The organism is uncultured Lactobacillus sp., assembly GCF_948948975.1.
Classification (GTDB): Bacteria; Bacillota; Bacilli; order Lactobacillales; family Lactobacillaceae; genus Lactobacillus.
This window is the reverse complement of the sequence record NZ_CARBVX010000009.1, coordinates 36,207-48,989: the sequence shown is the minus strand read 5'-3', so window position 1 is coordinate 48,989 and position 12,783 is coordinate 36,207. Positions and strand designations below refer to the sequence as shown.

Sequence of the window (12,783 nt, the reverse complement as noted above, 5' to 3'; positions counted from 1 at the left end):
TTTAATAATATTCAATTAACTTAAGGTAACTTTAATGTCCTGTGATTTTCCATCTCTAACCACTTGAAGTGTTACTGTATCGCCAATCTTATGTGCGTAAAGAGCTGTATGTAGTGAAACAACACTATCCACGTCTTTGCCATCAATCTTAGTAATCACATCACGAGCCTTGATGCCAGCCTTATCTGCACTACCATTCTTGGTCACACTAGCGACATAGACACCGGATTTAACACTGTCAGGCAAACCAAGTTTCTTGCGACCGTATTCTGTTAATTCATCAACTGATACAATTCTCACGCCTAATTTTGGACGCGTAATCTTTCCATTCTTAACCAATTGATTAATAATTGAAACAACTTCATCACTAGGAATTGCAAAGCCCATTCCTTCAACAGCAGTACCATCACTAGAAGAAGACAATTTCATTGAGTTAATACCAATTACTTGGCCAGACATATTAACTAATGGACCACCTGAATTACCAGGGTTAATAGCCGCATCAGTCTGAATAACAGTTGCCTGATTAGTTACTTGGCCAGATGAATTGGTTACATCTATTGTTCTATTCTTAGCAGAAATAATACCTTGAGTTACACTAGTTGCATATTCGCTCCCAAGTGGAGAACCAACAGCAATTACTTGTTGACCTGGCTCTAAGTTCTTAGAAGAGCCAAATTGGGCAGTTTGAGTAACATATTTACCATCAATAGTTAAGACAGCCAAGTCTGTTTCTGCATCAGTTCCAACTTTTTTAGCTGTTACTTTCTTACCATCGCTTAAAATAACTTGGATTTCATCACTTCCAGAAACCACGTGATTATTAGTTACAATGTAGCCTTTACCATTAGATTTCATGTAAATAACTCCAGAACCTTCACTGTAAGTTTCTAAATCTGATTTAGAATTCTTCTTTGAAGAGCTGGAACTATCAGACCCAAAAATACCAAATGGATCACTAGTTGAAGAAGAACTTTGTCTCTTCAAATTTACAACAGAAACAACAGAATTCTTTACCGTATTAAAGGCATTAGTCATCTGACTGCTATTCTTACTGTTAGACTTCTCAACCTTAGCTGTTGGTGCAACAGTAGTTTGTGGAGCATTCTGTCCGTTAATTTGAGACAAACCTGCGTAAGCTACTCCACCACCGAGTAATCCTGCGACTACTCCCACAATACCAGTTTTAATTAGAGCATTATGCTTATTAGAGTTCTTAGTATTATTTTCTGCCATAAAAATTCTCCTTTTCTATTTACTCTAGCCTAATCACAAATTTTGAATTTTTTATGAATTCAAGTCAAATTATTTGCTAAAAATCATATTTCTGTAAGTGATCCGGCTTCTAGTGGATTGGTATCAATAATTTTAACATCTGCGGGCAGATTTGCATCCCCAGCAACTAATAAATCATGTGCAGTCTCATGGGCTAAATACTGAGTATTATTATGTTGACTACGGTGAGCCAAAAAGATGTTTTTAGTTTTTGGAGAAACAACATCAAGTAGCGTATCAGCTGCCTGATCGTTTGAAAGATGTCCAACATCCGACATAATTCGATGCTTCAAAGACCAAGAATATGGCCCATTTCTAAGCATCATATCATCATAATTAAACTCCATTAAATAGCCATCTGCGTCCTTAATTTCACCTTTAACAGCGCTTGAGACATATCCCGTATCCGTTAAACAAGCAAATCGTTTACCGCCACTACTAAAAACATAATATTGGGGTTCAGCTGCATCATGACTAGTAGCAAAACTAGTCACATCTAAATCACCAAAAGTTTTTGTTACCCCAGATTCAAAAGTATTGATCTGTTCAACAGGCAAGTTACCGATTTTCTTACTTTCAATTAAATAATTCCAGGTACCTGAATTTGCATAAGCTGAAATTTGTGGGTACCTCCGCATTAAGACCCCTAAGCCACCCGAATGATCTGTATGATCATGACTAATAAAAATCATATCAAGATCTTTAATATCAACACCTACTTGAGCTAGTAAGTCTTTAGTCTTTTTTCCAGATAAACCTGCATCCATTAAAATTTTATGTTGCTCAGTTTCTATTAAAGTAGAATTACCTGTTGATCCGCTTGATAAAACTGATACTTTCACATTTTTCACTCCTTAGAATCATCAGTCGTAACATTATTTTGAATAATTGTTCCTGTAAATGCATTTACCCGCTTCAAGGTAACTGTCTTAGAAGTATTATTTTCAATTGCTGCTAACCATGTTGGAATATAAATGGTATTTCCTTTAACTGTTAATAATTTAGTATAAACTTGCTTCAACAAGATAACCTTAGAATTATTTGATAATTCACTGTAAGTATATAAAGAGTCTACTGCTGCTTTTGAACTAATTGTATTTTGGCGTTCACGAACAGGATTTAATTCATCAACATAGCTTTGTGAATAAGAGACAATTTGATTATCTTTTACAATAATATGAAGTCGAGCTGTTGCAGCAAAAAATTCTCCATATTTAGTCTTCTGATCAAAAATATAATCGTCCCCCTCAGATAGTTCTGAAAGGTAAGTATAATTTTTACCTTGATATACATTTTGACTGTCATCCTTAAAACGTATCACTTGTCTCAGAGCTTCTTTTTTATTTTTAGATAAAGTAATTGGCTTATCTAGATGAACAGAAATAAGGTTTTCACTTGAATTACTTGCTACTTGTCCTTTTACCTGCTGAGTAGCTTTTTTGATCCAAGAATCATTATTTTTAGCGGCCAAATAATAACCATCTTCTTGTTTATCATTAACCTTTGGAATAGTGATTTGATCAGCACTTGTCTCACTCTTAATATCAGTCTGAGTTGGAGTAGAACCAGCAGATAAGAGAGTTGGTGTTTGCCATAACTCAATTCCCAAAAAGATATTAATACCAATAAATACAATTAAAAATATCCATTCAATTCTTTTAAAGTCCATCTACTAGTCCCTCCTTTCCTGCACTATCTAACTGATTATTTGTATTAAGCCATTCATCTAAGGTCTTCCACTGCTTGTTAATTTTTACATAATAAGCAGGCTCTAAATCTACTAATTTCTTATTTTTACTGTCAGAAGATTTAGCTGTGTATCCAATAATAATTCTTTCAATATCTTTTCGGTGATATCCTTTTTGGTATAACTCATCCATGGCCTCAGTAGTTGGAATTAAATTTTTCTTTTCTCCATTAGTTGGAATTGGAATCTGTAAGTCTAAACTATTGAAATTAATCGTCATCCCATTGGATGCAAATTTTACCTGTGCCCGCATCTTATATTTCCCTGGTAAAAAGATTGGATATTCTTCGACATAGTTTTGATAGATAACTGTATTATCATCCGCATCAAAGAATCTTAAATCTGGTTCTGATAAACCAATCTTTCGTACGAAATATAAACTATCATTTAATTTACGACTAATTGTCTTAGGAATCTGATCTTGTTGATAATCAATATATTCATAGTTATGAGTATGTTTAGCAGCAATTAAACGCTCATATACTCCATTAGAGTATGTAATCGTATCGCCATTACTATGCTGGGTAGGATTATCTGATCCTAACAAACGATAAACGAAATATGAATCAGATTCCTCATTAGTTAAGTAGCTATAAACTGGTAAGCTTAGATTTTTTTCATAGAAAGGTAAATAGTCATCATGCACCTGTTCAAGAGTGACTGGCATTTGAGTTTGAGCGTTTCTAATATGCTCAATTAGGGTCTTAAATGAGACATCGTTTAAACGAATGCGATAGAGTGTATGGTTCTCATCATTACCTAGATAGATGTAGTCACTAGAAGTCGTTGAGACAAAAAAGCGATTAAATTCCCGACTATCATTTTTTCTTACATTAGTTAAAAATAATGAGATCGTTATCTGATCTGGGTATGTTAGCTGAATATAGTTTGGATTTCTCAACATTTTTTCATACTTAGTTTGACTAGACCAGATTCGGATTGGTAGCAGCGGTCTTAAAGACTGAGTTAATTTAGAAAACTCCAAAGGTAAATTATTCTTTGTATCATAGACTTGATACATCTGTTTATTTTTAAAATAAAAAGTTTGCGTTGGTAAATAGATATCTCTTAAAGAACGTTGCCCTAGATCCTTAGTTTGCGTTTGATTAGATGTTTCTTCAATTCTAGAAAATCGGGCATCTGATCCCCAAATGACAGCCGATAGAATAATTGATAAGACAACCATTGCAATTAAGCTAACACGCAGTGCCACTCTAGAAACTTTATCTTTAAACCTCATCCCAGTTTTCTCCTTCCTCACTAATTGCTTCATATGGCAAAGAAATGTAGAAAGTTGATCCGGAACCTTCAGCACTATCTGCCCAAATCCGGCCATGGTGTGCTTCTACTATTTCTTTAGAAATAGCTAATCCTAGTCCCGTTCCGCCTTGCTTACGAGAACGAGCCTTATCAACACGGTAAAATCTATCGAAAATCTTGTTTAAGTCTTTTCTTGGAATTCCCAATCCTTGGTCAGAAATACTTAAGATGACATGCTTTTGGGCTTGAAGAAGGCGAACTGTTATAACGCCTCCATCAGGTGAATACTTAATCGCATTGTTCATAATATTATCGATTACTTGCATCATCTTATCAGTATCAAATTCTACCCATAAAGCTTGATGAGGAAATTCACGCTTGATTGAATACTTCTTTTTATGCGTTTTATCTGTATCAGATTTTAGCATCATATCAAACCGGTTTAGAACGTGGTTAACAAAATCATTTAAGTTAACCCATTCTAAGTCCATTTTGGCTACACCACGATCCATTCTTGATAAGCTAAGCAGGTCATTAATCATTCTAATCATTCGCTCAGTTTCGTCTTGGATAACATGTAAAAATTGCGGTGCAATATTTGGATCTTTCCATGCACCATCATTTAAGGCTTCAACATAAGCTCGTAAGCTTGTTAATGGAGTCCTAAGTTCGTGTGAAACGTTAGATACAAATTGCTGTTGTTCCCGCTCATTTTTTTGCTGTTGTGTAATATCATGCAAAACACAAACTAGACCTGAAACGAAGCCAGTCACACGCTGAATTAAAGAAAAGTTAGCATGTAAAATCATTTCATCTCTTGTATTATCATTTACACGCACAACCAATTCTTGCTGAGTGCTTAAGAGATCTTGAATTGTAACATCTTTTAAGCCGAGTAAATTAGTAATTGGTTTCCCAATAACATCTTTTTCAGTTTTGCCTAAAAAGTCTAAGGCAGTTTCATTAATGATAGTAATATTTCCGTGACGATCAGTCGCAATAACCCCATCTGTCATGTGAGTCAAAACATTATCTAACCGTCTTCGCTCACTATCAGAAATCTCTTGAGTTCTCTCAATTCGCACCGACAAAGTGTTAAATGCTTCAGCTAATTGCCCTAGCTCATCTTGGGCGTAAACCCGGACGTGGCCCGAATAATCTCCATTTGCCACCCGCAAAGCTTGCTTACGCATTTCTTCAATTGGCCGAGTTATAGCCCGGGAAATTACTAAGGCAACTACTGCACCTAAGACAGCCGCAATTAACGAGGCAATCAAGAAGTAAATAGAAACTTGCCGTAAGTTATTGAATACACCCTGTAAACTTGCTCTTACATAAAGCGCACCAACAGGCGTATTAGTTCCATTAGCAGATGTTAACGGCGAGATTTGTACCATATAGTTTCCATTATCATTAATCACCTTAGAAACTTGTTTTCCATTTGAAAGCACGCTTTTTATATCTGCATTACTGGTTCGTTGTCCAATTCGATTCTGATCATTAACATTTGAAACAGCTCGAATTACACCTTTATTATCCACCACCATTAATTGGCTAATATCACCAAGATTGTAATTTGAAATAATCTGGCTCAGTTGTTGATTGGCACTCTTACTATTTGCCTTACTCAATTGGCTAGCAATTTGGTTGGTAATAATGTTTGAGACTTGAATTGAAGACTCAAAATTCTGAATTGAGTTTTGTTCAAGTTGTCTAGTAAAAGAAGCTCCAACTACTTCAATCGTTGCTAGTAATAACAACATAAAAATGATTGCGATTTTAAAATTAATAGAATTTAATACACTTTTTGTTTTCTTCATTGGTCCTAATTGCAAAAAAAGCCACTATCACTAGTGACTTTGATCCTTATTCATCTGATGGGTTTTTAACGTAATATCCTACTCCACGTCTGGTAACTAAAATTGTTGGTGAACTTGGATTGTCTTCGACCTTTTCCCGTAAGCGTCGAACAGTTACATCTACAGTTCTAACATCCCCAAAATAGTCATAGCCCCAAACAGTTTGTAGTAAATGCTCTCTAGTCATTACTTGTCCCATGTGCTGTGCTAAATAATGAAGTAATTCAAATTCACGATGCGTTAATTCAATTTTTTCACCATTTTTTTCAACCATATAAGCTTCAGGCATAATCACAAGATTGCCAATGGTAATATTCTTATCTTCATCATCTTCAGTAGCTTTTTGGGTCAAGTCACGTCTACGCAAGTTTGCCTTTACTCTAGCAACTAATTCACGGTTAGAAAAAGGCTTAGTAACATAATCATCTGCTCCCATTTCAAGACCTAACACCTTGTCAATTTCAGTGTCTTTAGCCGTTACCATAATAATTGGCATATCATGAGTTTGGCGCACTTCACGCGCAACCTCTAAGCCGTCTTTTTTTGGTAACATCAAGTCAAGAATCATTAAATCGGGATCATATTCCTCAACTTTTTTAACAGCTTCTTCGCCGTCGTATGCAGTGTCGACATCAAAGCCTTCCTTAGTCAGATTAAATTTAATAATGTCAGAAATTGGTTTTTCATCGTCAACGACTAAAATCTTCTTTGGCATACTGATGCCTCCTCAATATTAATAACTCTATTATACTGTTTTCCCCACTTTTTTTAAACTTATGCAAAAAAAAGCTTGCACTTTATTTACTTTACTGGCATAATACTATTTGTTGGTTATCCAATGGGTGGTTAGCTCAGCTGGCAGAGCAACGGACTCTTAATCCGTGGGTCCAGGGTTCGATCCCCTGACCACCCATATTTTTGAAAGGCATCGCATTTGCGATGCTTTTTTGTTTCTAATTTTCCTCACTTTAATTTATATCAATTTTCTAAAAAAGTTCTTGCATTTTTATTTTTTTTTGGCATAATAGTATCTGTTGGTTATCCAATGGGTGGTTAGCTCAGCTGGCAGAGCAACGGACTCTTAATCCGTGGGTCCAGGGTTCGATCCCCTGACCACCCATATTTTTAAAAGACATCGTAATTGCGATGTCTTTTTTTGTTTCTAAATTTTTTCTATAATTAATATCATGAATACTAAGCCATCTAAACACCATACTATCTACTATACTTCCACAACCGATGACGTTGTTGAAAGTAAAAAGCAAGACTTTACCTTGCCCGATAATTACCAAATCATTAAACATACACCCCTTAATTATCTAATGCGTTTTTTAGCTAGCGGATTTGATTATCTTTTTACTTATGGAGTAATGCATGTCAAAGTAATAGGTAGGGATAAGTTATCTAAATATAAAGATGAAGGATATTTTGTTTACGGAAACCATACTCAAATGATTAATGATGTCTTCATGCCCCTAACCTTATTTGGGTGGAAAAATTACTATGCCATTGCTAATCAAGCAAATTGGGGCATTCCAGTTATTGGGAAAGTGCTCCTGCCCTATGGAGGTCTACCAGTCGGCAAAAATATTAAGCAAGCTATTAAATTACTTAAAGCTGTTAAAACCTTAACTAAAGAAAATGCCCACATTGTAATCTATCCAGAAGCTCATGTCTGGCCTTACTATACCGACATTCGACCATTTCCAGAAACCAGCTTTAATTTTCCAGTTCAGGCAAATAAAGCAAGTTTTGTAATGACGACAACTTATCAAAAACGCAAATTTGGCAAGCATCCCAAAATCACTGTTTATATTGATGGGCCTTTCTTCCCAGACTCTACCTTGACCAAAAAAGAGCAACAAAAAAAGCTCCATGATCAAGTCTTCGAGCAACTAAAAAAGCGATCTAAGAATAGCAGCTATCAATATTATCACTATCAAAAACAAGAAATTGGAGATTAAAATGAATATTATGTTTTGTGGCGATTCTCACGCCGAAGATGGTATTTTAATTGCAACTCTATCTTTATTAAAAAATACTTCTGCTCCTCTGCACCTTTATATCTTAACCATGCAGGCAGAAGGATACGAAGCTTTTAGTGACCAAGCTTTTAACTTAATCAAAAAAATTATTAAAGAAAAAGCCCCAAATAATACCGCTGAATTAATCGACTGTACTGAATTATTCAAAAAAGAGCCCCCTCGTGCTAACATGGAGACTCGTTTCACTCCTTACGCCATGCTTAGGTTATTTGCGGATCAAATTTTGCAAATTCCTGACCGCATCTTGTACTTAGATGACGATATTATTGTGCGCGATGATATTAGTGACTTCTACAATCAAGACTTAACTAACGTGGAATTAGTTGGCGTTTTAGATTTCTGGGGACGCTTTTTCTTCCACAATCTTCACAGTCATAAAACTTTTGATTACCTTAACTCAGGAGTATTGCTTTTAAATATGGCTGAGATTAAAAAGACAAGATTATTTGCAAAAGTTCGGGAGAAAATGAGTGATAAAAAAATGCTACTTCCCGATCAATCTGCCTTAAATAAACTTGCGACTGAAAAAAGAATTGCTCCTCGCTGCTACAATGAGCAATACCGGCTCCATCCTGATACAAAAATCCAACATTTTACAACTAGCTTTCGCTTTAAACCCTACTTCCACACTTTAACAGTTAAACCCTGGGATGTAGAACGTGTTCATAGCGTCTTGAAATTACATGAATATGATGATTTACTTAAGCAGTACACAGAACTTAAGCCGCTTTTAAAGCAGCACTAAATATTATATATAGATGGAGTTTGAAAATGACTATTCCAGTTTTTTATACAATCAGTGATAATTACACACCCTATGCAGCTGTTTCTATTCAGTCTTTAATTGATCATGTTGATCCAAAGAAGGACTACACAATTACCCTTTTAGTCCAAAGTATTAGTGATGAACATAAAAAGAGTCTAGAAGACCTTTCAACTGAAAATGTTCACGTTAATATTTTCCATATTGATGACGAAATGGTAGCTCCAATTCACAATAGTGAAGAAAATTATTTACGAGCACAATTCTTTACCATGTCTATTTTTTACCGGCTCTTTATCCCTAATCTTTTCCCCCAATATGATAAGGCTGTTTACTTAGATGCCGACACAATTATCTGTACTGATATTGCTGAACTTTATAATACTGAAATTGGCGATAACATGTTTGCGAGTGTCCCAGATATGTCAATCAGATTTATTAAGCCGCTCCAAGTCTATATTAAAGAATGCCAAGGAATCTTCCCTCCAGAAAAATACATCAACAATGGTGTCATTTTATTCAATATGAAAGAATTTAGAGATAAAAAATTTGTTGATAAATTTTATTCCTTAATTGAAAAATATCATTTTGACAATATTGATCCTGACCAAGCTTATATGAATGAAATCTGTGAAGATAAAATCTACCACTTACCGCTTGAGTGGGATGCAATGCCTAATGAACATATGGATGAAATCAAAGATCCAAAAATTGTTCACTATAACCTTTTCTTTAAGCCATGGCACTTTGCAGATGTTCAATATGGTCAATATTTCTGGGATATTGCTAAAAAATCACCATACTATGATGAACTAAAAGAACAATTGGACAGTTTTACTGATGAAGATCGCAAAAAAGCCCGCGCTGATCTCGATTGGATGATTAAAAAAGTCGATGAAATTAAAAATGAAGATGTAACTTGGGCAAAAGTTAAAAAGACTACGTCCGTAAAAATATAAAGAGGCATCAAAATGACTATTCCAGTTTTTTATAGTATTAGTGATGGTTTTACCAAATATGCTGCAGTATCTTTAAATTCATTAGTTAAGAATTCTAATCCAGAAAATGACTATACAGTTACCTTTCTAAACCAGGCTTGATTCACTATAACTTATTCTTTAAGCCATGGCACTTTAATAATGTTCAATACCCAGATTATTTCTGGAAGTACGCTAAAGAGACGCCCTTCTATGAAGACTTACATGCTGAATTAGATAATTATACCGATGAAGAGAGTAGAGAAGAGCGAGCTAAGTTAGGTCACATGCTTGAAAAAGAAGATAGCACAGTCGTTGAGCCCAATAATTGGGCTCATGTAAAAGCTAAAGGCGAAAGGATTAAACTATGATTATTGGCGAAAATCGTGCACAAGTTATTGAAAACATCAAAGCAGCCGTTAAAAAAGGCAAAATGCACGCTAAAGTTGAATTAGGAGATCCAATTCTCACTAAAAGTGAAAGAATTAAGTTAGTCAACGATTATTGGGAACAACAAAAAAAGCTGAGCCATAAATTTAAAAACATTATCGCCCAAACTATTATCAATATTGATACTTTAGTTTTAATGGCTCATACACAAATCAAAAACAAGCAAAGAGCTCAAGGACCTAAATATGGCGCAATTGTAACAACTAATCACTTTAAGCAGACTGATAGCCTGCCAATTAAGAAATTAGCCAATCGTTGCCATAAAAAGCTCTATGTTGTAATTGAAGACTCTAACCTAAAGTTACCTGGTTTCTTTGGCTTTTTAATGAATAACATCAATGCTATTCCTATTGTTCAGAGCTACCAATATTTAGGACGGGAATTTCCAAAGCACTTGCAGAAAGTCTTTGATAAAAAGGGATGGGTCTTAATCTACCCTGAACAAGAAATGTGGTATAACTACCGCAAGCCTCGTCCCCTTCAAAAAGGTGCTTATTACTATGCGGCTAAGGCTAAAGTGCCGATTATCTCCTGCTTTGTGGAAATTCAAGATCTTCCAGAAATGGAAAAAAATAGTAGGGAATTTCATAAGACTCGCTATATTCTTCATGTCTTACCAACAATCTACCCAGTGGATCGTCTGACAGTTGATCAAAACGCAAAAAGAATGCGGGACATTGATTACATGCAAAAGAAAAAGGCTTATGAAAAAGCCTATGGTAAGAAATTAAACTATGATTTCGACTAAGACGACATTGCAGGTTATGTAAAAAAATAAATATTTAAACAAAAGATTGATGTACTAATGCTATACAAAGCTAAGAACATCAATCTTTTTTAATGTTTTTATCATGATCATTTGCCGAAGTATTGTATCATATTTATTAAATAACATAATAAGTCGTTATTTTTGATTTACTCAATTAAGTAGACCACAATATAAGTGGCTATAGTCAAAGCTCACGTGTTTAATAATATTTAAGTTATAAAGTTAATAGTATTTTATCAGAAAGAAGAGAGATACGATGTCAAACGATCTACCAAGCGATAGGCACAAGGTGGTCAGTAAAGGCTACAAATACTTTATGGTATTTCTCTGTATGTTAACTCAAGCTATTCCTTACGGAATTGCTCAATTAATTCAACCTTTATTTGTTCACCCTCTGGTTAATACTTTTCACTTTACATTAGCTTCTTATACATTAATTTTTACTTTTGGGGCTGTCGTAGGGTCTCTAGTTTCACCAATGGTTGGTAAAGCTTTACAAAAAGTTAATTTTAAAATTTTGTATTTGATTGGTATTTGCCTTTCAGCCGGAGCATATGTAATTTTTGGAATTAGTACAAAATTACCTGGTTTCTATTTAGCCGGAATTATTTGTATGGTTGGTTCAACCTTTTATTCTGGTCAAGGTGTTCCTTGGATTATCAATCACTGGTTTCCATTTAAGGGCCGCGGTGTTGCTCTTGGATTAGCCTTTTGTGGGGGATCAATTGGTGATATTTTCTTACAACCTATTACCCAAGCAATTTTGAAGCACTTTATGACTGGTAATACCAAGACTGGTCATTTAACTTCCATGGCTCCATTCTTCATTTTTGCCGTTGCTCTTTTAGTTGTTGGTCTAATTATTGCCGCTTTTATTAGAGTTCCTAAGAAAGATGAGGTTCTCGCCTCAGCCGAAGAAGTTAAAAAGAATCGGCATGAAGCTGCTCAAAAAAAAGCACATGAATTTCAAGGTTGGAGTGGTAAAGAAGTTCTTCATATGAAGTGGTTCTGGATCTTTAGTATTGGTTTTTTAATTATTGGCTTAGGACTGGCTTCTTTAAATGAAGACTATGCAGCCTTTTTAGATACCAAATTATCCTTAACGGAAGTCGGCATGATTGGTTCAGTGTTCGGGATTGCTGGTATTATCGGCAATATTTCCGGCGGTTACTTATTTGATAAATTTGGCACCGCTAAATCCATGGCTTATGCAGGAATCATGTTGATTATCGCTATTTTGATGATGATCCTAATCAGTACACATCCCTATGGAGATCGTATTAACTTATACGCTGGCATGGGCTGGGCCTTTACTAGCGGGCTATCGGTCTTTAGTTACATGTCTGGACCTGCTTTCATGGCCAAGAGTCTATTTGGTGCCAAAGCACAAGGGGTTAACTTAGGTTACATTAGTTTAGCCTATGCAATTGGTTTTGCTATTGGTGCCCCACTCTTTGGCGTCATCAAAGGTGTTACCAGCTTTACAACTGCTTGGTGGTGTACCATTTTCTTTGTTGCAATTGGTTTTATATTATTAATTTTTGCAGCTATTAAAATTAAACAAATTCAAAAAAATATTGGCGTGAACAAGCCAAATATTATTTTAGATAAGTAATTAGTTAGAAAGAAGGTAATTAC

12 protein-coding genes, 2 tRNA genes and 1 pseudogene are annotated in these 12,783 nt (G+C 35.1%); 9 read left to right on the top strand and 6 right to left on the bottom strand.

Annotation, left to right across the window (positions count from 1 at the left end; all coding sequences use genetic code 11):
* Window positions 1-15: 15 nt before the first annotated feature.
* The 6 genes from Q9R40_RS05130 to yycF form a co-directional block, all read right to left on the bottom strand.
* Window positions 16-1,236, bottom strand: a complete 1,221-nt coding sequence (locus tag Q9R40_RS05130) for a S1C family serine protease (RefSeq protein WP_094497626.1) — start codon at window positions 1,234-1,236, stop codon at window positions 16-18.
* Between the two features lie 83 nt (window positions 1,237-1,319).
* Window positions 1,320-2,117: an MBL fold metallo-hydrolase gene (locus Q9R40_RS05125; RefSeq protein ID WP_300722888.1), complete on the bottom strand. Its 798-nt coding sequence runs from the start codon at window positions 2,115-2,117 to the stop codon at window positions 1,320-1,322.
* Between the two features lie 5 nt (window positions 2,118-2,122).
* Window positions 2,123-2,944, bottom strand: a complete 822-nt coding sequence (locus Q9R40_RS05120) for a two-component system regulatory protein YycI (RefSeq protein ID WP_304676725.1) — start codon at window positions 2,942-2,944, stop codon at window positions 2,123-2,125.
* Window positions 2,934-4,262 carry a two-component system activity regulator YycH gene (gene yycH, locus Q9R40_RS05115; protein ID WP_304676724.1) on the bottom strand — a complete coding sequence of 443 codons (1,329 nt, stop codon included), beginning with the start codon at window positions 4,260-4,262 and terminating at the stop codon, window positions 2,934-2,936. The genes Q9R40_RS05120 and yycH overlap by 11 nt, the downstream gene beginning before the upstream one ends.
* Window positions 4,252-6,102: a cell wall metabolism sensor histidine kinase WalK gene (gene walK / locus Q9R40_RS05110; RefSeq protein ID WP_304676722.1), complete on the bottom strand. Its 1,851-nt coding sequence runs from the start codon at window positions 6,100-6,102 to the stop codon at window positions 4,252-4,254. The genes yycH and walK overlap by 11 nt, the downstream gene beginning before the upstream one ends.
* Before the next feature lie 46 nt (window positions 6,103-6,148).
* Window positions 6,149-6,856, bottom strand: a complete 708-nt coding sequence (gene yycF, locus Q9R40_RS05105) for a response regulator YycF (RefSeq protein ID WP_297938296.1) — start codon at window positions 6,854-6,856, stop codon at window positions 6,149-6,151.
* A 125-nt stretch (window positions 6,857-6,981) separates the two neighbouring features.
* On the opposite strand from yycF, the gene Q9R40_RS05100 reads away from it, so the two are divergent.
* The 9 genes and pseudogenes from Q9R40_RS05100 (at window position 6,982) to Q9R40_RS05060 (ending at window position 12,760) form a co-directional block, all read left to right on the top strand.
* Window positions 6,982-7,054 (top strand) — tRNA-Lys (locus tag Q9R40_RS05100).
* A 134-nt stretch (window positions 7,055-7,188) separates the two neighbouring features.
* Window positions 7,189-7,261: transfer RNA gene (locus Q9R40_RS05095), tRNA-Lys, on the top strand.
* Window positions 7,262-7,328: 67 nt separating this feature from the next.
* Window positions 7,329-8,105: a 1-acyl-sn-glycerol-3-phosphate acyltransferase gene (locus Q9R40_RS05090; RefSeq protein ID WP_297938293.1), complete on the top strand. Its 777-nt coding sequence runs from the start codon at window positions 7,329-7,331 to the stop codon at window positions 8,103-8,105.
* Window position 8,106: 1 nt separating this feature from the next.
* The gene (locus tag Q9R40_RS05085) at window positions 8,107-8,931 is read left to right on the top strand and encodes a glycosyltransferase (protein WP_304676718.1); all 825 of its coding nucleotides are present in this window, start codon (window positions 8,107-8,109) and stop codon (window positions 8,929-8,931) included.
* Between the two features lie 26 nt (window positions 8,932-8,957).
* Window positions 8,958-9,908, top strand: coding sequence for a glycosyltransferase family 8 protein (locus tag Q9R40_RS05080; protein WP_297938288.1), 951 nt, complete (start codon window positions 8,958-8,960; stop codon window positions 9,906-9,908).
* A gap of 12 nt (window positions 9,909-9,920) precedes the next feature.
* Window positions 9,921-10,049, top strand: coding sequence for a hypothetical protein (locus tag Q9R40_RS05075; protein ID WP_297938285.1), 129 nt, complete (start codon window positions 9,921-9,923; stop codon window positions 10,047-10,049).
* A pseudogene (locus tag Q9R40_RS05070) lies at window positions 10,031-10,297 on the top strand (glycosyltransferase family 8 protein); the annotation flags it as partial. The gene Q9R40_RS05075 and the pseudogene Q9R40_RS05070, both read left to right, overlap by 19 nt.
* Window positions 10,294-11,124: a lysophospholipid acyltransferase family protein gene (locus Q9R40_RS05065; RefSeq protein WP_304676713.1), complete on the top strand. Its 831-nt coding sequence runs from the start codon at window positions 10,294-10,296 to the stop codon at window positions 11,122-11,124. The pseudogene Q9R40_RS05070 and the gene Q9R40_RS05065, both read left to right, overlap by 4 nt.
* A gap of 277 nt (window positions 11,125-11,401) precedes the next feature.
* Entirely contained in the window at window positions 11,402-12,760 is a 1,359-nt protein-coding gene (locus tag Q9R40_RS05060) for a conjugated bile salt MFS transporter (RefSeq protein ID WP_061400895.1), read from the top strand.
* Window positions 12,761-12,783: the final 23 nt, after the last annotated feature.

Coding starts and splice junctions, on each gene's coding strand:
- Q9R40_RS05080 (WP_297938288.1), top strand. CDS start 8,958: ATGACTATTCCAGTTTTTTATACAATCAGTGATAATTACACACCCTAT.
- Q9R40_RS05090 (WP_297938293.1), top strand. CDS start 7,329: ATGAATACTAAGCCATCTAAACACCATACTATCTACTATACTTCCACA.
- Q9R40_RS05060 (WP_061400895.1), top strand. CDS start 11,402: ATGTCAAACGATCTACCAAGCGATAGGCACAAGGTGGTCAGTAAAGGC.
- Q9R40_RS05085 (WP_304676718.1), top strand. CDS start 8,107: ATGAATATTATGTTTTGTGGCGATTCTCACGCCGAAGATGGTATTTTA.
- Q9R40_RS05120 (WP_304676725.1), bottom strand. CDS start 2,944: ATGGACTTTAAAAGAATTGAATGGATATTTTTAATTGTATTTATTGGT.
- yycH (WP_304676724.1), bottom strand. CDS start 4,262: ATGAGGTTTAAAGATAAAGTTTCTAGAGTGGCACTGCGTGTTAGCTTA.
- yycF (WP_297938296.1), bottom strand. CDS start 6,856: ATGCCAAAGAAGATTTTAGTCGTTGACGATGAAAAACCAATTTCTGAC.
- Q9R40_RS05075 (WP_297938285.1), top strand. CDS start 9,921: ATGACTATTCCAGTTTTTTATAGTATTAGTGATGGTTTTACCAAATAT.
- Q9R40_RS05130 (WP_094497626.1), bottom strand. CDS start 1,236: ATGGCAGAAAATAATACTAAGAACTCTAATAAGCATAATGCTCTAATT.
- walK (WP_304676722.1), bottom strand. CDS start 6,102: ATGAAGAAAACAAAAAGTGTATTAAATTCTATTAATTTTAAAATCGCA.
- Q9R40_RS05065 (WP_304676713.1), top strand. CDS start 10,294: ATGATTATTGGCGAAAATCGTGCACAAGTTATTGAAAACATCAAAGCA.